Annotated in this window: 20 protein-coding genes, 1 tRNA gene and 1 other RNA gene; 11 read left to right on the top strand and 11 right to left on the bottom strand. The window is 70.0% G+C overall.

The features are described from left to right. Position 1: 1 nt before the first annotated feature. Positions 2 to 796, bottom strand: a complete 795-nt coding sequence (otsB, locus tag P0Y48_05215) for a trehalose-phosphatase (protein ID WEK14605.1) — start codon at positions 794 to 796, stop codon at positions 2 to 4. Then, positions 793 to 2,202: a trehalose-6-phosphate synthase gene (locus tag P0Y48_05220; GenBank protein WEK14606.1), complete on the bottom strand. Its 1,410-nt coding sequence runs from the start codon at positions 2,200 to 2,202 to the stop codon at positions 793 to 795. The genes otsB and P0Y48_05220 overlap by 4 nt, the downstream gene beginning before the upstream one ends. 91 nt (positions 2,203 to 2,293) lie before the next feature. On the opposite strand from P0Y48_05220, the gene P0Y48_05225 reads away from it, so the two are divergent. Next, positions 2,294 to 2,551, top strand: coding sequence for a hypothetical protein (locus P0Y48_05225; GenBank protein ID WEK14607.1), 258 nt, complete (start codon positions 2,294 to 2,296; stop codon positions 2,549 to 2,551). A gap of 185 nt (positions 2,552 to 2,736) precedes the next feature. Here P0Y48_05225 and P0Y48_05230 read toward each other — a convergent pair whose 3' ends face one another. Genes P0Y48_05230 through P0Y48_05240 form a run of 3 tightly spaced genes read right to left on the bottom strand, consistent with a single transcriptional unit; the run spans position 2,737 to position 5,355 of the window. After that, on the bottom strand, positions 2,737 to 3,921 hold the full coding sequence (locus P0Y48_05230; GenBank protein WEK14608.1) for an acetyl-CoA C-acetyltransferase: 1,185 nt from the start codon (positions 3,919 to 3,921) through the stop codon (positions 2,737 to 2,739). Continuing rightward, positions 3,918 to 4,571: a 3-oxoacid CoA-transferase subunit B gene (locus P0Y48_05235; protein WEK14609.1), complete on the bottom strand. Its 654-nt coding sequence runs from the start codon at positions 4,569 to 4,571 to the stop codon at positions 3,918 to 3,920. Before P0Y48_05235 ends, P0Y48_05230 begins: the two co-directional genes overlap by 4 nt. A 1-nt stretch (position 4,572) precedes the next feature. Beyond that, a complete protein-coding gene (locus P0Y48_05240; protein WEK14610.1) occupies positions 4,573 to 5,355 on the bottom strand; it encodes a CoA transferase subunit A in 783 nt (260 codons plus the stop codon). 113 nt (positions 5,356 to 5,468) lie between these two features. Between P0Y48_05240 and P0Y48_05245 the strand changes: the two genes are divergently transcribed. From P0Y48_05245 to P0Y48_05260, 4 genes are all read left to right on the top strand, one after another. Further along, positions 5,469 to 6,257 carry an IclR family transcriptional regulator gene (locus P0Y48_05245; protein WEK14611.1) on the top strand — a complete coding sequence of 263 codons (789 nt, stop codon included), beginning with the start codon at positions 5,469 to 5,471 and terminating at the stop codon, positions 6,255 to 6,257. 124 nt (positions 6,258 to 6,381) lie between these two features. Then, on the top strand, positions 6,382 to 6,858 hold the full coding sequence (locus P0Y48_05250; protein ID WEK14612.1) for a DUF2975 domain-containing protein: 477 nt from the start codon (positions 6,382 to 6,384) through the stop codon (positions 6,856 to 6,858). Beyond that, entirely contained in the window at positions 6,858 to 7,073 is a 216-nt protein-coding gene (locus P0Y48_05255) for a helix-turn-helix transcriptional regulator (GenBank protein WEK14613.1), read from the top strand. The genes P0Y48_05250 and P0Y48_05255 overlap by 1 nt, the downstream gene beginning before the upstream one ends. Continuing rightward, positions 7,070 to 10,744 (top strand): hypothetical protein, encoded by a 3,675-nt coding sequence (locus tag P0Y48_05260; GenBank protein ID WEK14614.1) that lies wholly within the window; start codon positions 7,070 to 7,072, stop codon positions 10,742 to 10,744. Before P0Y48_05255 ends, P0Y48_05260 begins: the two co-directional genes overlap by 4 nt. A gap of 40 nt (positions 10,745 to 10,784) precedes the next feature. Here the strand turns inward: P0Y48_05260 and P0Y48_05265 are convergent, their stop codons facing one another. Further along, entirely contained in the window at positions 10,785 to 11,549 is a 765-nt protein-coding gene (locus P0Y48_05265; protein ID WEK14615.1) for a 3-hydroxybutyrate dehydrogenase, read from the bottom strand. Between the two features lie 112 nt (positions 11,550 to 11,661). Here P0Y48_05265 and P0Y48_05270 point away from each other — a divergent pair, with 112 nt between their 5' ends. Next, complete coding sequence (locus P0Y48_05270) at positions 11,662 to 12,093, top strand: MarR family transcriptional regulator (protein ID WEK14616.1); 432 nt, start codon at positions 11,662 to 11,664, stop codon at positions 12,091 to 12,093. Continuing rightward, the gene (locus P0Y48_05275) at positions 12,090 to 13,319 is read left to right on the top strand and encodes an MFS transporter (protein WEK14617.1); all 1,230 of its coding nucleotides are present in this window, start codon (positions 12,090 to 12,092) and stop codon (positions 13,317 to 13,319) included. The genes P0Y48_05270 and P0Y48_05275 overlap by 4 nt, the downstream gene beginning before the upstream one ends. Before the next feature lie 111 nt (positions 13,320 to 13,430). On the opposite strand, the gene P0Y48_05280 is transcribed toward P0Y48_05275, so the two are convergent. Beyond that, positions 13,431 to 13,503 (bottom strand) — tRNA-Lys (locus P0Y48_05280). 95 nt (positions 13,504 to 13,598) lie between these two features. On the opposite strand from P0Y48_05280, the gene P0Y48_05285 reads away from it, so the two are divergent. The 3 genes from P0Y48_05285 to P0Y48_05295 are packed head-to-tail and all read left to right on the top strand — an operon-like array spanning position 13,599 to position 16,382. Continuing rightward, positions 13,599 to 14,423, top strand: coding sequence for a histidinol phosphatase (locus P0Y48_05285; protein ID WEK14618.1), 825 nt, complete (start codon positions 13,599 to 13,601; stop codon positions 14,421 to 14,423). 13 nt (positions 14,424 to 14,436) lie between these two features. Next, positions 14,437 to 15,036, top strand: a complete 600-nt coding sequence (locus P0Y48_05290) for a hypothetical protein (GenBank protein ID WEK14619.1) — start codon at positions 14,437 to 14,439, stop codon at positions 15,034 to 15,036. Positions 15,037 to 15,053: 17 nt separating this feature from the next. Then, a complete protein-coding gene (locus P0Y48_05295; GenBank protein WEK14620.1) occupies positions 15,054 to 16,382 on the top strand; it encodes an NAD(P)/FAD-dependent oxidoreductase in 1,329 nt (442 codons plus the stop codon). A 306-nt stretch (positions 16,383 to 16,688) separates the two neighbouring features. Here the strand turns inward: P0Y48_05295 and ssrA are convergent. Further along, positions 16,689 to 17,062, bottom strand: a transfer-messenger RNA (tmRNA) gene (gene ssrA, locus P0Y48_05300). Positions 17,063 to 17,181: 119 nt separating this feature from the next. Between ssrA and P0Y48_05305 the strand changes: the two genes are divergently transcribed. After that, positions 17,182 to 17,847: an SIMPL domain-containing protein gene (locus P0Y48_05305; protein ID WEK14621.1), complete on the top strand. Its 666-nt coding sequence runs from the start codon at positions 17,182 to 17,184 to the stop codon at positions 17,845 to 17,847. A 3-nt stretch (positions 17,848 to 17,850) separates the two neighbouring features. Here the strand turns inward: P0Y48_05305 and smpB are convergent, their stop codons facing one another. From smpB to ftsE, 3 genes are all read right to left on the bottom strand, one after another. Continuing rightward, entirely contained in the window at positions 17,851 to 18,327 is a 477-nt protein-coding gene (gene smpB / locus P0Y48_05310; protein WEK14622.1) for an SsrA-binding protein SmpB, read from the bottom strand. 68 nt (positions 18,328 to 18,395) lie between these two features. Then, positions 18,396 to 19,310 carry a permease-like cell division protein FtsX gene (gene ftsX, locus P0Y48_05315; protein ID WEK14623.1) on the bottom strand — a complete coding sequence of 305 codons (915 nt, stop codon included), beginning with the start codon at positions 19,308 to 19,310 and terminating at the stop codon, positions 18,396 to 18,398. After that, on the bottom strand, positions 19,307 to 20,308 hold the full coding sequence (gene ftsE / locus P0Y48_05320; protein WEK14624.1) for a cell division ATP-binding protein FtsE: 1,002 nt from the start codon (positions 20,306 to 20,308) through the stop codon (positions 19,307 to 19,309). Before ftsE ends, ftsX begins: the two co-directional genes overlap by 4 nt. Positions 20,309 to 20,345: the final 37 nt, after the last annotated feature.

Below are 20,345 nucleotides of genomic sequence, written 5' to 3' on the forward strand. Positions count from 1 at the left end.
TCTATTCCCGCGCGGAGGTGCGCCGGTGCGCGAGCGCGCGCAGAAGGTCCGCCAGTTCTCGCTCGTCCGCGACACGCACGGTGGCCGCTGTCTCCCCCGCACCGACCCGGATACCGACGTCGCCCGGCTCGAGGCTGCGCAGGGCGTCCTCGTCCGTGACGTCGTCACCGGCGAAGAGCACGCCGGTGGCGCGGGTGAGCGCCCGCAGTCTCGCCACGGCGGTGTCCTTGCCCTCCTCGCGGAACGCGTACTCCGTGATGGAATGGCCGACCCGTCGGCGCCAGCCGGGGGCACGGTCGGCGATGAGAGCATCCACGCGCGCGTGCGCATCCGCCGCGCGTGCAGGGTCGACGAGGCGAGAGTGCACGCCGAAGCCGAAGGTCTTGGGTTCGATCCACGCGCCGTCGATGTCGGCCACGGCCGCCTCCGCCGCCTCTCGCAGCTCGTCGCGGAGAGCCTCTTCTGCCGGACGAGGGGTTGCGGTGCCTGTGCCGACGGCATCCCCTGCTCCGTCCTGCACCATGCCCCGCGGATGCCACCACTGAGCACCGTGGGAACCGGCCAGCACGATGGCGGAGTCGTCGTCGTGCTCGGCGATCTCCCGCAGGTCGTCGAGCGAGCGCCCCGAGACGAAGGCCACGGTCGTCCCGGGCGCCGCCACGAGGGCCGCCACCGCGTCGGCCGCTTCAGGGAGCATGCGCGCCGTCAACGGCTCGTCGACGAGGGGCGCGAGCGTTCCGTCGAAGTCGAGCGCCACGAGGAGGCGCGGCGTGAGAGCGAGGTCGTCGAGGCTCACGCGTCGCCGCCCCGCACCGCCCGCAGGTCACCGAGGAACCGTGCCGACCACGCCGACACGTCGTTGTCCCGCACGCGGCGCCGCAGCGCCCGCATCCGCCGCCGCTGTTCTTCGACAGGCATCGACACCGCCGTCATCACGGCATCCTTCAGCCCTTCGATGTCATGAGGGTTGACCCGCAGCGCCTGCGTCAGCTCGTCCGCCGCGCCGGCGAACTCGCTGAGCACCAGCACTCCTCGCCCGTCGACGCGGCTGGCCACGTACTCCTTGGCGACGAGGTTCATGCCGTCGCGCAGCGCGGTGACGAGCATGACGTCGGCGGCGAGATAGAGGGCCACCATCTCCTCACGCGGGTAGGAGTGGTGCAGATAGCGAACGGCGGTGAAGCCGATCGTGTCGTGGTCGCCGTTGAGGCGCCCGACGGCGAGCTCGATCTCATCGCGCAGCTGCACGTACGCGGCCACGCGCTCGCGGCTCGGACTCGCGACCTGCACGAGGGTGGCGTCTCCCGTGCCGAGGCGGCCATCGTCGAACAGCTCGCCGACCGCCTTCAGTCGGTGGCGGATGCCCTTCGTGTAGTCCAGCCGATCGACGCCCAGCAGCACCGTCTCGGGGTTGCCGAGCTCCGCGCGGATCTCGGCGGCGCGAGCCTGGATCTCCGGTCGCTGCGCGAGCACCTCGTACGAAGCGGTGTCGATCGAGATGGGGTAGGCCTTCGCGATCGCCGTGCGGTGTCCGCCGTCCCCCGTGGGAACGGTGATCGCCCCCGCCCGCGTGTCGTAGCCGAAGCGGCGTCGGACGGCCCGGGCGAAGTTGCCGGCATCCGCGACGCGCTGGAAGCCGATCACGTCGGCACCGAGGAGTCCTTCGAGCACCTGCGAACGCCAGGGCAGCTGTGAGTAGATGCCATATGCCGGGAACGGGATGTGATGGAAGTAGCCGATGACGAGGTCGGGACGCATCTCGCGCAGCATGCGCGGCACCAGTTGGAGCTGGTAGTCGTGCACCCAGACGGTCGCTCCCTCGCCGGCTGCCGCGGCGGCGGCTTCCGCGAACCTGCGGTTGACGCGCACGTACGCGTCCCACCAGGCGCGGTGGTACGTCGGGGCCGCGATCACGTCGTGGTAGAGCGGCCAGATCGTGTCGTTGGAGAAGCCTTCGTAGTACTGCGCGACGTCGTCCGTCGACAGTGTCACGGGCACGAGGTGCACCCCGTCGAAGTCGAACGGCTCCACCTCCAGGTCGGGCTGACCGGCCCAGCCGACCCAGGCGCCGCCCGTGCGCTGGACGACCGGCTCCAGAGCCGTCACGAGCCCGCCGGGAGAACGCCGCCAGGAAGAGTCGTCCTCACCTCTGTCGACGGGGAGACGATTGGCGACGACCACGAGTTCGGCGGCAGGGGGCACGACGTTCCTCTCAGGGGGCGGGTGTCTAGCCAGGCTAACAACCGACGCGCAACCCCCCGCCCTTCCTTGTCAGGCCGGGTAGCGTGGTGATATGCGCAAGTACCTGTTCGGCACCGGGCTCCTCTCCGCCGTCACCGGCGGACTCACCCTGTTGCGCTCCGCGCGCGACGATGCGCCGTTCAATTGGCGCACCGCACTCGCGTGGCTCAGCTGGGGCATCACGTTCGCCCTCGCGATCGGATCGATCGTCGACACCTACCGCGCATCGCGCGGCGGTCTCATCGCCCACAACTCCCCCATCGCCGGCAAGGAGCAGAAGCTGCTGCGGCGTCGCGTGCGGGGCAGCTGAGCGGTCTCAGCGCGGGCAGTCGCAGCGATCGGCCACCGCGACGCCCGCGAGGGCCTCATCGACGTGCAGGCCACAGCCCTGCCAGGTGGTCTTACCGCAGTTCGCGCAGCGCACGGGTGAACACATGAGGGCTCCTCGGGTGACGACGCGCCGCCCCGGCGCGCGTGCTTTCAGCGTACCGGCTGTCACCGGCGGAGGATCAGCGCCTCCCCCTGCCCACCGCCCCCGCACAGCCCGACCGCGGCGAGGCCCGTACCCCGGCGAACAAGCTCGTGCACCGCGTGAACGACCAACCGGCATCCGCTCGCTCCGATCGGATGCCCGAGAGCGATGCCGCCCCCGTCCGGGTTGACCACGTCGTCGGAGAGTCCGAGCTGCGCTTGCGACCGAGCGACGACGGCCCCGAACGCCTCGTTGATCTCGACGAGATCCAGAGCGGATGCCGCGAGCCCCTCCTTTTCGAGAGCGCGCTCGATGGCGCGTGACGGCTGCTCGTGCAGTGAGTTGTCGGGGCCGGCGACCTGACCCGACGCGCCGACCACGGCCAGCACCGCCCAGCCGTTCTCGTCCGCGTGAGCGCGGGTCGTGAGGACGACCGCGGCGGCGCCGTCGGAGATCTGCGAGGCGTTTCCCGCCGTGATCGTGCCCTCGGGATGGAAGGCGGGGCGGAGAGCGGCGAGTGTCTCCGCCGTCGTGTCGGGCCGCACCCCCTCGTCAGTGGTGACGACGAGGGGCTCGCCGCGACGCTGCGGCACCGAGACGGGCACGATCTCCGCGTCGAACCGACCCTCGCGCGCGGCGGCGGCGGCCCGCTGATGCGAGCGGACGGCCACGGCATCCTGCGCTTCCCGGGTCATGTCGAAGCGTGGGTTCAGCCGTTCCGTGGAGGCCCCCATGCTCTCGCGGTCGTACGCGTCGGTCAGGCCGTCGTAAGCCATGTGGTCGAGCACCTCCACCGACCCGTACGCCCAACCGTCGCGCGATCCCATGAGGAGGTGGGGCGCGCGTGTCATGGACTCCATGCCGCCCGCGACCACGACGCTCGCATCGCCGGTGGCGATCATCCGCGCACCGTCGATGACGGCCGTGAGGCCGGAGAGGCAGACCTTGTTGACCGAGGATGCCGGCACGTCCCAGCCGATGCCCGCGGCCAGCGACGCCTGACGCGCCGGGTTCTGCCCGGACCCGGCGGGAAGCACCTGCCCCATGATGACGGCGTCCACGGCAGAGGCCGGGATGCCGGCCTTGGCGAAGGCGCCGGCGATCGCGAACCCGCCGAGCTGTGGTGCGCTGAACGAGGCGAGCCGGCCCCGGAGGCGACCCTGGGGCGTGCGGGCGGCGGCGACGATGACGATGTCGTCAGTGCTCATGCGGGGATCTCCTTGTCGGATGGAACGATGAGTGGGGGCTCCGTGGCGGCGATGACCTCGGCCACCGTGACGCCGGGCGCCGTCTCCACGAGGACGAGGCCGTCGGGCGTGACGTCGATGACCGCCAGGTCGGTGATGATCCTGTCGACGACGCCCCGTCCCGTCAGCGGAAGGGTGCAGTCGACGACGATCTTGGGCGTACCGTCCTTCGCGACGTGTTCCATGAGGACGATCACTCGCGCTGCGCCGTGCACGAGGTCCATCGCCCCGCCGGGTCCCTTCACCATCTTGCCGGGGATCATCCAGTTCGCGAGGTCGCCGGAACCCGACACCTGCATGGCACCGAGGATCGCGGCGTCGATCTTTCCGCCGCGGATCATCCCGAAGCTCGTCGCAGAGTCGAAGTAGGCAGCGCCGGCGCGTACCGTGACCGTCTCCTTGCCCGCGTTGATGAGGTCGGGATCGACGTCGGCCTCCGCCGGGTAGGGTCCGACGCCGAGGATGCCGTTCTCCGACTGCAGCACCACCGTGACGCCGTCGGGCACGTGGTTGGGCACGAGGGTCGGGAGCCCGATCCCGAGGTTCACGTACGAGCCGTCGGCGAGTTCCGCGGCCGCACGAGCCGCCATCTGATCGCGGGTGAGGGCCATCTCAGTCTCCCGTCGGGCCGGCGGCGGCCACCGTCCGGCGCTCGATGCGCTTCTCGATATCGGCGCCCACTTCGACCACGCGGTGGACGTACACGCCCGGAAGGTGGACGCGGTCGGGGTCGAGCTCGCCCGCGGGCACGACGCGTTCGGCCTGTGCGATGCAGACCCGTCCCGCCATGGCGGCGAGCGGATTGAAGTTCCGCGCCGCCTTTCGGAAGACGAGGTTCCCGTGGGTGTCGGCGACTGCGGCATGGACGAGTGCGTAGTCGGTGACGATCGCTTCTTCCAGGACGTACTCGCGCTCGCGACCGTGGACGTCGAAGACCCGCACGTCTTTGCGCGCCGAGGCGACCGCGACGCCGCCCGCGCCGTCATACCGCTGCGGAAGCCCTCCCTCCGCGACCTGCGTCCCGACTCCGGTCTGCGTGTAGAACGCCGCGATACCGGAGCCCCCGGCGCGGAGCTTCTCCGCCAGCGTTCCCTGCGGAGTGAGTTCGAGTTCGAGTTCGCCGGAGAGGAACTGCCTCTCGAACTCCTTGTTCTCGCCGACATACGACGAGGTCATCTTGGCGATGCGGCGGTCGGCGAGGAGGATGCCGAGACCCCAGTCGTCGACGCCGCAGTTGTTGCTGACCACGCGCAGGCCGCGCACGCCGCGCCGATGGAGCGCTTTGATGAGCAGCATCGGGTTGCCGGAGAGTCCGAAACCCCCCACCGCGAGGGAAGCGCCGTCGGGAATGTCGGCTACCGCGTCCTCGGGGGACGCCCACCTCTTGTCGATCACACCGCACCTCTTCGTTCCGGTCTGTCACTCGTCCGTCCAGCGTGACCGTCCTCACGCCGGCGGACAAGGACGACGCTTGCCATGTGGGAGCTCCTCGACGTAGCGTCCACTATGTGGAATCACCGCACCGCTCCGTGCCGGGAGCGCAGGCCGTGGCACGCGCCGCGACGCTGCTGCGGCTCGTGAGCGCGGGCGGCGAGGCGGGGCGTGCCCTGCAAGACCTGGCACGGGATGCCGCCCTGTCGCGGTCGACGGCACATCGCCTCCTGACCGCCCTCCGAGCGGAAGGTCTCGTCGATCAGGACGCACGGTCGTTGCGCTGGCTGCCCGGACCCGAGCTGTTCCTGATGGGCTCGGCAGCCGCCAACCGCTACGACGTCACGCATCGCGCTCGCGACATCGTGCGCTCCCTCGCGGTGACGACGGAGGAGAGCGCGTTCCTGTCGGTGCGACGCGGCGACGAGACCGTCTGTCTCGTGCGCGAGGAGGGCGCCTTCCCGATCCGCTCATTCGTGCTGAGCGAGGGTGTGCGATTCCCACTGGGTGTCGCTTCAGCGGGGCTGGCCATCCTGTCCTTCCTGCCCGAAGCGGAGATCGACGCGTACCTCGAACGGCATCCGGAACTTCCTCAGCGCTGGGGCGCATCCCATGATGCGGGCGCACTCCGGGCCCGCCTCGCCGACACGAGAGACCGCGGCTACGCCGTGAACCCCGGGCTGATCGTGGCGGGATCGTGGGGCATGGGGGCCGCCGTGTTCGACAGTGCGGGCCGTCCGGAGTGGGCGCTCAGTCTCACCGGGGTCGAATTCCGCTATGGGCCTGGCCGCCTGCCGATGCTGGGCAGGACACTTCTCGCGCATGCGCACCAGCTCACTTCACGCCTGAGCGCTCGCCGTACCTGAGCCGCGCTCGGGTGCGGGCGCCGTGCCTGGGAATTCACCCGGAGAGACGTTTCACGCTTGCTGAGAAACGATGCCTATGCCTTGATTAACGATGTCTGTATGTCGTTTATCGATAGGTACCGCTATGAACCGCGCCACCACCCTCACGCTCCGCACGCTCCTCGCGATCACCCTCGTGCTCTTGGTCGTCGCGCAGGTCGTCGCCCTGCCGACGACGGCCACCACGTGGGCGACGCTCTACCCGGAGCTGGCGTGGTTGCGTGCACCCGGGCTCGTCATCGCGATCTCGTTCATCGTGTGCGTCCAAGTCGTGCTGGTCTGCCTGTGGCGCATGTTGACGTTGATCGACGCGGACGATCCGTTCAGCGCTCGCGCCCTGCGATTCATCACGATCATCATCGCCGCCATCGTCGCCGCCGACCTGCTGCTGGTCGTCGCCGTCGCGCTCCTGACCGCCGGGAACGCCGCGAACCCCTCGATCCTGCTCCTCGGGTGCTTCGGCATCGTCGTCGGAGCCGCCCTCGCGTTGCTGGTCGCGGTGCTCCGCGCGCTCCTGCGGAAAGCCCTGGAACTGCAGCACGACCTGTCGGAGGTGGTGTGATGCCCATCATCATCAACCTCGACGTCGAGCTCGCGAAGAAGAAGATGTCCGTCGGAGACTTCGCCGCGGCGATCGACATCACCCCCGCCAATGTCTCGGTCCTCAAGAACGGGCGCGCGAAAGCCGTGCGGTTCACCACCCTCGACGCGATCTGCCGAGTGCTGGAGTGCCAACCCGGCGACATCCTGCAGTGGGTTCCGGAGGGGGACGAATGAGCGTCGCACGATCCGCGACGCCGTCGTGGAGCGAGATCGCCGTCACACGACTGCGGGATGCCGAGACCTGCCCGGTCTGCGGGCTCGGCAGGCTCAGCGCCGGCAGGTGCCCGGCGTGCGGCGCAGAGCTCTCGACCGCCATCGGCACCGACCTGTGGAACGCCTCCCTGGCCGCCGCCGATGCGCTCGCCCGCAGGGAGGACCTGCGCCGCCGCGTGCCGCGGACGCCGGTGGCCCCCGCGCAGCCGCCGCTCGTCCGAACGACGGACGCCACGCAGTCCGCCGCAGGAATGTCGTCACCGCGACCCCCCGGCATCCCCGCGCCGCAGGTCGCTCCACGCGGCAACACGTCGGTGCAGTCGCTGCTGGCGATCGCCGGCGCCGGACTGTTCGCGGTCGCGGCCATCGTCTTCACGTTCTTCAACCCCGATCTGCGCGACCACGCGACGCGCAGCATCGTCACCCTCGTCGTCACCGCCGTCTTCCTCGTCGGCGCCCGGATGCTGGCGCGACGCCGACTCCGCGCCTCAGCCGAGGCGGTCGGTGCCCTCGGAATGGTGTTCGTCGCGCTCGACGTCTACGCGTTCGCCGGCTTCGCTCCCGCGCACGTGAGCGGGTGGGTGTTCGCGGGCATCGGCACGATCGTCGCGGCCCTCGTCATGATCGCCGTCGGTGCCCGCGTCGGCATCCGCAGCTGGGTGGCCGTCTCCGTTCTCGGCCTCGCCTTTGCACCCGCCATGCTCGGCGCTGCGGAGTCCGATGCCGTCGCATGCGTCGCGGGCTGGCTGACGACCATGGCCGCCGGGCTCGCGCTCGTGCGCGTGTCACGCCGCCTCGAAACGTCGATGGGGCGCCCCCTGCGGGCAGAGCGTCGGGCGCTCACCGTCGTCCAGCTCATCGCGCTCGCGGCGAGTGCGCTCACTGTCTTCTCCGCAGGCGTGATGGGCGTCGCACCGTTCCTGTGGCTCGCCGCGGGTGCTGCCGCAGCCGCTGCGGCGGTGGCGCGACTCTCGGCGCAGCGTGTCGCACCCGCACTGTGGTCGTTCCTCTCCGGTGGTGCCGCAACGATCGCGTCGACGGCAACGGCCCTCGCCCTCATCGAACCGCTCGCGCTTCCCGACGCACTCTCTCCTGCCTTCCTCACGGGCGGCCCGCTCGCGGGCTTCCTGCTCGTGACGGCGGTGCGTCCCCCGCGCTCGCGACGGCGACGCACGGCGGGCACGGCTGGCGCCCTGGTGGTCGTCGTCCCGGCGGTGCTCGCCGTCGTGTCGTCGGCGGCCACCTCGACCCTGCTCACCACCGCCTCCGTCATCCCGGCCTTCCGCGAGGGTCTCCCGGGTGGCGGCAGTGGCGAAGCGCTGAGCGCAGCCGTCGGGGCCGTCGTCGGCCTCGGGGTGGCGGCCGCGGGCTTCCTCGTCCACGCCAGAGCGACGGCGACCGCGCGCGTCGGAGCGCACGGGTCGGCGGTCGTCGCGGCCTGGATCGCTGCCGCTGGGGTCGTCGCCGTCGCCGGCCTGCCCTTCCCGGAGGCCGCGACCACCGCACTGGTCGCTCTCGGCGTCGTGGCGGCCGTCGCACTCACCGTGAAGGTCGCCGGGCGAGCACTCGTCCCGACGACGCGGGTGCCGCTCCTGCTGGGTGGTCACGGGGCACTCGTCCTGGCCGCAATAGCGTCGTGGCACTCGTCCGTGCTCGCCGTCACGCTCGCCGCGGGCGTGCTCGGGGCCGTCACTCTGCTCGCCCGCACCGTGCCGGTATCCGCGCGCTGGGTCTACGTCGGCGCCGGGTACGCGTACGCGCTGACCGTCGCCGCAGCCGGCTTCGAGCTGCTGGGCCTGCCCGACACCGCGGTGCTGAGTCTCACGACGTCCGTCGGCGCGGTGATCGCGATCGTGTCGACGTTCCTCCGCGTCGTGCCCGTGCGCACCTGGTGGACGATCCTCGCGGTCACCTCCGTTCCATTCGCGATCGGCATCCTTCAGGTCGTGCGGGAACGCAGCGGGTGGACGGCGCTGTCGACGGGACTCATCTTCCTCCTCGCGCTGGCGCTGGTGGTCACACGCCGTCCCGGACTCGTCGCGGGGCTCCGCGCCGCGTGCGCCGCCCTCCTCGTGCCGTCGCTGTCGGTCGTCGTGATCTGTCTCGGGGCCCAGGTGCTGAGTGTGAGCGCGTCACCCATCACGCTCCCCGTGATCGCCGTCATCGTCGCTCTCACCCTGCCGACCACCGACATGGCTGCCGCCCTGCTCGGCCGTCGAGGCATGGCGGCAGCGGAGGCTACGCTCGTTCGCGTCGCGCTCGAGGCATCCGCTCTGCTCACGGGCGCGCTGGCTGTTGCGCTCGCGCTCGTCCGGGATGCCGCGGGCCTGCCCACCGCGGTCGCGGTGCTCGTCATCCTCGCCGCGGGGGCGGCCGCCGGCGCCCTCACCACGCGGCACGTCAGGCTCTGGTGGGTCGCCGCCGCGGCGGCGACGGGGGCGATGTGGTCGGTGTGGCGCATCGCCGAGATCGACCTCCTCGAGCCCTACGTACTGCCACCGGCGCTCGGCGCGGTGCTCGTGGGCACGATCCTGACGGCTCGCGGACGCCCGGCCGTCGCCCTCGTGGCGAGCGGCATCGGCGTCGCGATCGCGCCGAGCCTCGTCGCGCTCGCCGTGAGCGGAGCGGGCTGGCGGATGGCGGGACTCCTCGCGGCCTCGCTCGCCCTGTACCTCGCCGCCGAGCGTGCCCGCCGTGCGGCGCGCCTCTCCGCGCTGCGCGTACCCGTTCTCGCCGGCGCGCTGCTGGCTGCCGCTTCCGGCCCGGTCGAGTCGGTCAGGCTCGGTGCGGGACTCGACGCCGTGCCGACGGGCTGGCATCCGGTTGTGCTCGGCCTCGGCCTCTCGATTACCGGCGGCCTTCTCGCGCTCGTCGCGGGGCGATCGCTCGCGCGTGAGATCCCGGACGTGCGACGGTGGCGCGAGCGATGGGTCCTCGCGCCCGCGGCGCTCTTCGTCGCCGGTGGGGCATGGCCCCTCATCTCCGACGACTGGCTGTCGATCTGGGCGATATGGGCGCTTCTCCTCGCCCTCCTCGTTGCCGTCGTCGGCATCGCGATCCGCGTGCGCCGGAGCCCGGCCGGCATCCTGCCTCCCGTCTGGTTCCTCTTCGCTCTCGCGTTCACGACCGCGGTCGTCGCGTGGAGCCCCCGGGAGCTGCGCGTCGAGTGGTTCTCGCTGCCACTCGGGACAGCCCTCCTGATCGCCGGCGCCGCGCATCTGGACCGCGCACCCGTGCCGGAGCGAGGAACCTTGACCTCCTGGCCCGCCCGCTGGGTCGGTTCGTGGCCGCTGCTCGCGCCGGGACTCATCACGATCATGAGCGCGTCGATCCTGGCGACCTTCACGGATCCGCTCACCTGGCGGGCGATCCTCGTCATCGTGATGGCTCTCGCCGCGATCCTGATCGGTGCCCGGTGGCGGCTGTCCGCCCCGTTCCTCCTCGGCATCGCCGTGCTGCCCATCGAGAACGTGTCCGCGTTCGCCGTGCAGATCGGCCGGGGGATCGCGTCGATGCCGTGGTGGATCACGCTCGCCGTCGTCGGCGCCGTCCTCCTGATCATCGCGGTCTCGTACGAACGGCGCGCCGGCGAGGCCGAGGGAATCGGAGCGCGGTTGCGAGACCTGCGGTGAGACGGGCTCACGAGCGCCCGTGCGGGCGAGCGCGCGCGGATCAGCGAGCCGTCCAACCTCCGTCCATCGTGTAGCTGGCTCCCGTCACCATCCCGGATCGGTCGGAGGCCAGCCACGCGGCCAGGGCAGCGACTTCTTCGGGTTCGATGAGCCGCTTCACGGCCGACTCCGTCAGCATGATGCGGGAGACGACGTCGGACTCGGGGATGCCGTGCACGGCGGCCTGGTCGGCGATCTGCTGCTCGACCAGCGGCGTGCGCACGTAGGCGGGGTTGATGCAGTTGCTCGTGACGCCGTGGGGGCCACCCTCCAGGGCTGCGGTCTTGGACAGCCCCTCCAGCGCGTGCTTCGCGGAGACATATGCCGACTTGAACGGGCTCGCGCGCAAGCCGTGTGCGCTCGAGATGTTGATGATGCGTCCCCATCCCCGCTCGTACATCGCCGGCAGCGCCGACCGAATGAGGAGGAACGGCGACTCCACCATCAAGCGATGCATGAAGCGCCAACGGTCCGGATCGAAATCCTCCAGCGGCGCGACCGTCTGCACCCCCGCATTGTTGACGAGGATGTCGACATCCAGGCGGAGATCCTCCAGGGCAGCGGTGTCGGAGAGGTCGACGGTCCACGCCTTCCCGCCGATTGCGTCAGCGGCGGCCTGCGCGGCTTCGGCTTGGCGGTCGGCGACCGTGACCTCCGCGCCGCGCGCAGCGAACTCGCGGGCGATGGCCAGCCCGATACCGCTCGCTCCCCCGGTCACGAGGGCCGTCCGACCGGTGAGGTCGTCTCCTCGAGTGGTCTCCGGCATCCCCGTCTCCTGTTCTGCGCTGGTTGCGGCGATTCCGCCGGTGCCATGCTGGGCGCTGCGCACCGACGATGTCAACGCGTCCGTTTAGATACCTCGGGTATATACTTTAGGTATGCAACAGACGGACGACCTCCTGCGCCTGCTCCTAGGCGCCCACGCGCTCACACGCATCGCGTCGCTCGAGACGAGGAGCGATGCCCCCGCGGCCCAGTGGCGCACTCTCGCACTCCTTCGCGACCACGGTCCGCAGCGCCTCGGAGACCTCGCCACCCTCAGCAGAGTGACGCAGCCCGGCATGACGCGACTGGCGACCCAGATGGCGGATGCCGGTCTCATCGCACGCTCCGCCGACGCGCACGACTCGCGGGTGAGCATCCTGTCGCTCACGCCGGCGGGTGCCGCCGCACTCGATGGCTGGCTCACGCTCCTCGGCGAGACCCTCGCGCCTCGCTTCGAGGCCCTCGGCGAAGAGGATCGCGCCGTGCTCCGCCGCGCCGCCGACATCCTCACCGCCGTCGCCGCGCCGCTGGCGGTCTCTCGATGAGCGCCGGCACCAGCGTCGGAAGCGTCTGGCGGCAGCCCGCCCAGGTGTGGGCCGTCGCGTTCGCGAGCGTCGTCGCCTTCATGGGCATCGGACTCGTCGACCCGATCCTCCCCGCCATCGCGGAGTCGCTGGAGGCGACCCCCGTGGAGACCGAGCTCCTCTTCACGAGCTACCTCGTCGTCACCGGCCTCGCCATGCTCGTCACGAGCTGGATCTCCAGTCGCATCGGAGCGAAGGCCACGATGCTCGCCGGGCTCGCACTCATCGTCGTCTTCGCGCTCCTGTGCGCACTGTCGGGGTCGGTGGATGCCGTCATCGGCTTCCGGGCCGGGTGGGGACTCGGCAACGCCCTCTTCATCTCGACCGCTCTCGCCACCATCGTCGGCGCCGCGTCCGGTGGGAGCGCGGCCGCGATCGTGCTCTACGAGGCGGCCCTCGGCCTCGGCATCGCCATCGGTCCGCTCCTGGGGGGATTTCTCGGCGAGATCAGCTGGCGCGGACCGTTCTTCGGCGTCGTCGCCCTCATGGCGATCGCCTTCATCACCGTGAGCCTGCTCCTGCGCACGCCCCCGGAGAAGCGCACCCCCATTCCGCTGTCGGCACCGCTGCGCGCTCTGCGGATCCCGTCGCTCGCCGTGCTCGCCATCGCGGCGCTGTTCTACAACATCGGGTTCTTCGTGCTGCTCGCCTTCTCCCCGTTCCCGCTCGGCTTCGGCGCGATGGGCATCGGGCTCACCTTCTTCGGGTGGGGCGTGGCGCTGGCCGTCACGAGCGTCTGGGTCGCGCCGCTCCTGCTGCGGCGTTGGCGGCGGACCACAGCCATGCTCGTCGTGCTGCCGCTCCTGGCGCTCGATCTGATCGCGGCGGCGCTCGTCGTCGACAGCCCCACGGGCCTGGTCGTCTGCATCGTGATCGGAGGACTCCTCCTCGGCCTGATGAACACGATCCTCACCGAGTCGGTCATGGAGGCCACCGACCTTCCCCGCTCGGTCGCCAGCTCCGCCTACTCGGCGGTGCGATTCCTCGGCGGAGCGGCGGCGCCGCCCCTCGCCGCTCTCCTGTGGCACGCCTGCGGTGCGGCCGTACCGTTCGTTTTCGCCGCGGCATCCGTGCTCGTCTCGGCCGGCGTCATCGCGCTCGGACGGCGCGCGCTCCGTCGCGTCGATGCGCGCGAAGCCGACCTGGGCGACGAAGCGGCGTCGATCCTCGTGGGTGACGCGTCCTGACGGTCCGCGCACACGACGAAGGCCCCGGACTCCTCCGGGCGCACGACGAAGGCCCCGGACTCCTCCGGGCGCACGACGAAGGCCCCGGATTTCTCCGGGGCCTTCTGCCTGTGCACCCCCTGGGACTCGAACCCAGAACCCACTGATTAAGAGTCAGTTGCTCTGCCGATTGAGCTAGAGGTGCAGGCTGCTCGCCACGAGGCGAACCGAGGGTCAACGTTACCATCCCGATGCCGTCTCTCGCCAATCGAGGCGGGAACGCCGCGTATCCTGGATGCCGTGACCTCCCCCACTTCGACGCCCTCCTGGAACGCGCCGTACACCGGGGACCTGTCCGACGATCTGGCGCTCGCTCTACGGCTGGCCGACGCGGCCGACGCGGCAGCCATGGCACGGTTCGATGCGCGCGATCTCGACGTGCGCATGAAGGCCGACGACACCCACGTGACCGAGGCCGATCTCACGACCGAGGAGGCGATCCGCGCGATCCTCGGCGCGGAGCGCCCCGACGACGGCGTGCTGGGTGAGGAGTTCGGATCGAGCGGGGCGAACCGCCGGCAGTGGATCGTCGACCCGATCGACGGCACCGCGAACTACCTCAAGGGCATTCCCATGTGGACGACGCTGATCGCCCTCGCGATCGACGGCGTCCCTCGCGTGGGCGTCGCCAGCCAGCCCGCCCTCGGCCGCCGCTGGTGGGCGGCCTCCGGTCTCGGCGCGTGGACGGACACGCCGTCGGGTCCGCGCCGGTTGCGGGTGTCGACCGTTTCCGACATCGCCTCGGCGAGCGTGAGCTTTCAGAGCATCACGCAGTGGGATGACGTGGGTCGCGTCGACGATCTCCTTCGCCTCTCGCGGGCGGTGTGGCGCGATCGCGGCTACGGTGATGCATGGCCGTACATGCTGCTCGCCGAGGGACGGCTGGAGTTCGTCGCCGAGTTCGATGTCAAGGAGTACGACATCGCCGCGCTCGTACCCATCGTCACGGAGGCCGGCGGCCGCTTCACCGACATCGACGGCGCAGACTCTCTGACCTCCCGGTCGTCGTTGGCCACCAACGGCATCCTCCACGACGATTTCCTCTCCCTCATCCGCCCCCGCTGACCCGGAGCACGCCTTGACCGTTCGTCGCTCGCCCCGCCTCGCCCTGACGACCCTGCTCGCTCTCACCGTCGCGTTCGCCGCGGCCGGGTGCGCGCCGACGCCCTCCGGAACGCCCGCCGACCCGGGTGCACAGCCGTCGGCTCCCGCGGGTCCCACCGAACCGGGTTCGACGCCGACGCCCACGGTGACCGTGCCCGCCGTCGACCCCGCCGATGTCACGTGCGAGAACCTGATCGGCGCCGACCTGGTCGAAGAGCTCACGGAGCAGGGGTGGACGCCGCGCGAAGACCCGTTCATCATCGGCGATCTGGAGCTGGCCGACGGCACGTCCTGCACGTGGGGCGACTTCGAGCAGGCGACCGGCGACGACCTGTTGCTCTTCGGCTGGTCGCCCATCACCGCCGACGAGGCATCCTCCGCGCAGGCCGCGCTCGAGTCGGAGGGCTGGCTGCGCGAAGAGGGCGCAGAGGGCGTGTACCTCACGGAGGATCCGTCACAGGCGATCGCCGTCGACGAGGACGGCTACGGCATGACCTACCTCTTCGGCGACGGGTGGGTCACCGTCTCCGACACCAAGCAGGGACTGATCCTCATCGAGCGCCCGGGCGCCTGACGACGAAAGCGGGAATCATGGAGCGCTACGACACGGTCGTCGTGGGCGCGGGGGTGGCCGGCCTGACAGCGGCGAGGCTCCTCGTCGCGGAGGGCCGAGACGTTCTCGTCCTCGAGGCACGGGACCGCGTCGGGGGTCGCGTGTGGAGCGACCGCACGGGGTCGCAGGTCATCGACCGCGGCGCGTCGTGGATTCACGGGATCACCGATAGCCCTGTGGCAGCGGCAGCGGATGCCTTCGGCATGCGCACGATGGAGTTCACGGTCGGCGGATACCAGCCCGACAGTCGCCCCATCGCGTACTACGGTCCCGACGGGCGACGGCTGTCCGACGCGGCCGCACAGCAGCACATCGCCGACATCCACGCCGTCGACGAGACTCTCGTGCGGGTGATCGCCGAATCGCCGGACGACGCCTCGTACCGCGACGTCACCGAGGCCGCGCTCGCACAGCAGCCGTGGGATGTCGAACGCCTCCAGCGCGTGCGGGAGTACCTCGAGCACCGCAGCGAGGAGCAGTACGGCGCCTGGATCGAGGATCTCGCGGCCCACGGACTGGACGACGACGAGATCGACGGCGACGAGGTCGTCTTCCCCGACGGGTACGACCGTCTACCCGCCGCCCTCGCGGAAGGCCTTGACGTGCGGCTGCGCAGCGTCGTGACCCGCATCGCCTGGTCGGAGGTCGGCGTCACGGTGCGCGTCGGCGGTACCGACCTGTCGGCGGCAACCGCCGTGGTCACCGTCCCCGTGGGTGTCCTGCAGTCGGGCGCCCTGGAGATCGTCCCCCCGCTGCCCGACGAGGTCGCCCAGCCCCTCGGACGGCTGCGGATGAACGCGTTCGAGAAGGTCTTCCTCTCCTTCCCCGAGAAGTTCTGGGACGACGACGTGTACGCGATCCGCCAGCAGGGCGCCGAAAGTCGCGCCTGGCACTCGTGGTACGACCTGACAGCTCTCCACGGCATCCCGACCCTGCTCACGTTCGCGGCGGGGCCGACCGCGCGGGAGTTCCGCGACCGGAGCGATGCGGAGGTCGCGGCAGCAGTGATGGTGCAGCTGCGTCGGCTGTACGGCGAGCGTGCGGTGGAACCGGATGCCGTCGTCGTCACCGACTGGCAGGACGATCCGTTCAGTCACGGTTCCTACGCCTACATGACCGTCGGTTCGACCACCGCCGACCACGATGCCCTCGCGACGCCGGTGGGCGGCGTGCTGCATCTGGCCGGCGAGGCGACGTGGACCGACGACCCGGCAACGGTGACCGCGGCGATGATGTCGGGCCACCGTGCGGCCTCTCGCATCGCGGGTCGTGAGGTGCCGATCGAGGGGCTCTGGAGCTCACACTGAGCACACTGCTCACATCCGGGCCCGCCACCTCGGCGTGTCACTCATATCGACACGGTAGGCGCATGCTCTAGCGAAAAGTCGCTAGTTAGGCTAACTTCCTTTTCACGGGTACCAGTCCCCCACTCAGCGACACCCCCCAGTCGCGCGGACCCGCTCGAGCCCTCGCCGCCTTCTGCGCGAGGGCTCGATCCGTGTCGGGTGCCGAGCGGTGAACCACCTCCGCACGAGGCGGCGGGCACGCCGCAACGACAGAGGCCCGAGCACCGCGCGTGCGCGCGGCCTCGGGCCTCTTGTGGTGACAGTGAATCGTGGAGATGGGGGGAATCGAACCCCCGTCCATCGCTGAAAAGCGGCGTCTTCTCCGGGCGCAGTCTGTGAAGTTCGTTCTGCTCGGCCCCAACCCTTGGTCACAGACACCCGAGTTGACGAGCCCAGTCCGGGAAAAGTCCCACGCGACGTCCGGACGCCGTCGCGCAGCAAGATCCCTTAGATGACGCCAGGGAACGTGACGGGATCAGTCACGCACTGACGGACTCGGGCTCGCTGCTCAGGCAGCGAGGGCGAAGTCGGACTGCTTCTTTTCGGCAGTTATTGTTTCGCAGAGATCGTTTACGAGATAACCCTGCATCCTCGGCCCGCTTCCCGCAGCAACGCAGGCGATGTCGAAACCGATCATCCCCGGAGCGCCGTGAGGCAGACCACTGTCACCCTGTGGAGTTGTCACCCGAGTGCGAGCACCCGAGCATTACAGCCTACAACATCCCCTCATCCCCCACCATTCCCCCGTAGAGTCGGCGCCATGAGCGAAGTGATCATCACCGTCCGCGGCGAGAACGAGAGCCGCGTCGCACCTGAACGGGCCGTCGCCCACGTGTCCGTCGCAGCCGACGGACCGCACCGGGGCGCCGTCGTCGAACGTATTTCCGCCGTGGCCACGCCGGTGCGCGACGACCTCGCTCGACGCAAGGATGCCGGCTCGGTCGCGGACTGGTCGAGTCAGCGTGTCTCGGTGTGGTCGGATCGGCCCTGGAACAGCGACGGGAAGCAGCTCGACCTCGTGCACCACGCCTCGCTCGAGATCACGGCGACGTTCACCGACTTCACCGTGCTGTCGGACTGGCTCAACGACGTCGCCGCACGCGATGGACTCCAGGTAGGGGCGGTGGAGTGGCTGCTGTCCCCCGAGACGCGGGCGCGGGTGGAACGCGATGTGGCGACGGCAGCCGTGTCGGTTGCTGTCGAACGCGCCGGCGCCTACGCCGCGGCTCTGGGCCTGCGCACGGTCGCGCCCCTGGAGATCGCCGATCTCGGGCTCCTCACGGGCGCCGCCGAATCCGCTCCCACCCCGCGCATGTACGCGAAGGCTGCGATGGCGATGGATGCCGCGGGCGCACCTGCCGTCGACTTCCAACCTGACGACATCGTCGTATCCGCCGCCGTCGAAGCGCGCTTCCGCGCGAGTTGACGGTCAGTCGCCGAGGCGGTTCTTCGTGCGCATGGCCCGCTCGGCCTCGCGCTTGTCCTCGCGCTCGCGAATCGTCTGCCGCTTCTCGAACTCGCGCTTGCCCTTCGCGACGGCGATCTCGACCTTCGCGCGACCGTCGCTGAAGTAGAGCTTCAACGGGACGAGCGTGTAGCCACCCGCGCTGATCGCGTGGGACAGCTTGACGATCTCGTCCTTGTGGAGCAGCAGCTTGCGCGTGCGCTTGGCGGAGTGATTCGTCCAGTGCCCCTGCGAATACTCCGGGATGTTCACGGCATCCAGGTAGGCCTGTCCTCCGTCGATGTAGGCGTACCCGTCGCTGAGGTTCGCCCGCCCCTGCCGCAGCGATTTCACTTCGGTGCCGGTGAGCACGAGGCCCGCCTCGTAGGTCTTCTCGATGGCGTACTCGTGGCGCGCGCGACGGTTGGTCGCGATGACCTTCTCCCCGCGTTCCCTGGGCATGACGTTCTCCTCGTGATCGGATGCCGTCCGGTGTCCTCGAGAGGAAGACGGCAGCCGTCCAGACTATCTCACGCGCGCAGCCAGCGGCGGATCGCGAAACCTGCCGATGCGGCGGCGAGCACGAGGCCGATGACGATGAGCGACGGGATGACGACCGCGGCATCCCGCATCCCCACCCACGACGTGATGAAGTCGACGCGATCTCGGAGGTACCCGTTGATCCCGAACTGGATGCCGGCGACGATCGCCAGACTCGCCAGGACGGACCCGATGAGCGCCGCGAACATGCCCTCCAGGATGAAGGGAGTCTGGATGAAGCGGTTGGAGGCGCCGACGAGTCGCATGATGCCGAGCTCCCGTCGTCGCGCGTACGCGGAGAGGCGGATCGTGGTGGCGATCAGGAGAACGGCGGCGATCAGCATGAGGACAGCGATACCGATCGCGATGTAGGTGGCGACGGTGAGCGCGGAGAACAGCGGATCGAGGTATTGCATCTGGTTCTGGACGGCGTCGACGCCCGCCATGCTGCGGAACGCTTCCTCGATCACGTCGGCGCGCGTGGGGTCGACGAGGTTGATGCGGAAAGCCTCGTTCATCTGATCTTCGGTGACGAACTCGGCGTAGTCCTCGCCGTAGAGGTCGAGCACCGCCTGATAGGCCTGTTCGCGCGACTCGAAGTCGTAGCTGCGCACGACCGTCTGCAACGCCGGGCTGTCGAGCTTCTCCTTGACGGCGAGGATCTGATCGTCGCTGGCTACGCCGTCGGTGCAGTTCGGGCCGGACGAGATCGAGCTGCAGAGGAACACGGCGACCTGAGCACGCTCGACCCAGTAGCCCTGCATCTTGACGATCTGCATCTGCATGAGCATCGCCGCACCGACGAAGGTCAACGACACGAACGTCACGAGGATGACCGAGATCACCATGGACGCATTGCGTCGCAGTCCCGTCAGCGCCTCGCCGAGGATCAGTCCGACTCTCACGACGTGGGCCCCACTTCGTCATCAGGCTCGTCTGCGAGGCCGAGTCGGTCCGCCGCTCCGAGTCCTCCCCCGAGTCCGAGTTCGGAGAGGTCGACCTCGGGAGCGGCGATCTGAATGGGGCGCGTGGACGGGTCGGGTTCCGCCGCAGCCGGCGTCGTCAACTCCGGAGCCGCCGGTCGTTCGGCGACGGGCTCGGGAGTCGGCGCCGGAGCGGGCTGCGCGGCGATCTCGCGCTGCAGTTGTAGCACGGCGGTGAGAGCAGCGGTCGCGGCGGCGCCCTTCTCCTCCTGAGGTGCGAGGCTCGGAATCGACGACGTGTCGCCGTAACCGCCGTGGCGGTCGTCGCGCACGAGCACGCCGCCGCGAAGCTCAATGACGCGGCGCTGCATCTCGTTCACGAAGCCTGCCTCGTGGGTGGCCATGACGACGGTCGTGCCACCGGCGTTGATCCGCGCGAGCAGTTGCATGATGTCGACCGAGGTCGCCGGGTCGAGGTTTCCTGTCGGCTCGTCGGCCAGCAGGATCTGCGGCCGGTTGACGAGCGCCCGCGCGATGGCGACGCGCTGCTGCTCACCGCCGGAGAGCTCGTGCGGCAGCCGCTTGTCCTTGCCCTCGAGCCCGACGAGCGCGAGAACCTCGGGCACGGTCTGCTGGATGAACGCGCGCGACGATCCGATGACCTGGAGCGTGAAGGCGACGTTCTGGAACACGGTCTTGCCGGGGAGAAGCCGGAAGTCCTGGAAGACCGAGCCGATGTGCCGACGGAAGTACGGCACCTTGCGGGTGGACAGGGTGCGCAGATCGCGCCCGAGCACGACCACGCGACCGTCGCTCGGACTGTCCTCCCGCAGGATGAGCCGGAGACACGAGGACTTCCCCGAGCCGGACGCGCCCACGAGGAACACGAACTCGCCGCGCTGGACCTCGAAACCGACGTCGTTCAGCGCCGGCTTGTTCGTCCCGCGGTACTTCTTGGTGACGTGCTCGAACCGGATCATGACCCGTCGAGCCTAAGCGCGGCGGGTGAGGATGCCG

Source organism: Candidatus Microbacterium phytovorans (assembly GCA_029202445.1).
Lineage (GTDB): Bacteria > Actinomycetota > Actinomycetes > Actinomycetales > Microbacteriaceae > Microbacterium > Microbacterium phytovorans.

Bases quoted from the DNA above. Each gene is read 5' to 3' on its own strand.
- P0Y48_05225 (WEK14607.1), top strand. From the start codon at position 2,294: ATGCGCAAGTACCTGTTCGGCACCGGGCTCCTCTCCGCCGTCACCGGC.
- P0Y48_05230 (WEK14608.1), bottom strand. From the start codon at position 3,921: ATGAGCACTGACGACATCGTCATCGTCGCCGCCGCCCGCACGCCCCAG.
- P0Y48_05235 (WEK14609.1), bottom strand. From the start codon at position 4,571: ATGGCCCTCACCCGCGATCAGATGGCGGCTCGTGCGGCCGCGGAACTC.
- P0Y48_05250 (WEK14612.1), top strand. From the start codon at position 6,382: ATGAACCGCGCCACCACCCTCACGCTCCGCACGCTCCTCGCGATCACC.
- P0Y48_05255 (WEK14613.1), top strand. From the start codon at position 6,858: ATGCCCATCATCATCAACCTCGACGTCGAGCTCGCGAAGAAGAAGATG.
- P0Y48_05260 (WEK14614.1), top strand. From the start codon at position 7,070: ATGAGCGTCGCACGATCCGCGACGCCGTCGTGGAGCGAGATCGCCGTC.
- P0Y48_05265 (WEK14615.1), bottom strand. From the start codon at position 11,549: ATGCCGGAGACCACTCGAGGAGACGACCTCACCGGTCGGACGGCCCTC.
- P0Y48_05270 (WEK14616.1), top strand. From the start codon at position 11,662: ATGCAACAGACGGACGACCTCCTGCGCCTGCTCCTAGGCGCCCACGCG.
- P0Y48_05275 (WEK14617.1), top strand. From the start codon at position 12,090: ATGAGCGCCGGCACCAGCGTCGGAAGCGTCTGGCGGCAGCCCGCCCAG.
- P0Y48_05295 (WEK14620.1), top strand. From the start codon at position 15,054: ATGGAGCGCTACGACACGGTCGTCGTGGGCGCGGGGGTGGCCGGCCTG.
- P0Y48_05305 (WEK14621.1), top strand. From the start codon at position 17,182: ATGAGCGAAGTGATCATCACCGTCCGCGGCGAGAACGAGAGCCGCGTC.
- smpB (WEK14622.1), bottom strand. From the start codon at position 18,327: ATGCCCAGGGAACGCGGGGAGAAGGTCATCGCGACCAACCGTCGCGCG.
- ftsE (WEK14624.1), bottom strand. From the start codon at position 20,308: ATGATCCGGTTCGAGCACGTCACCAAGAAGTACCGCGGGACGAACAAG.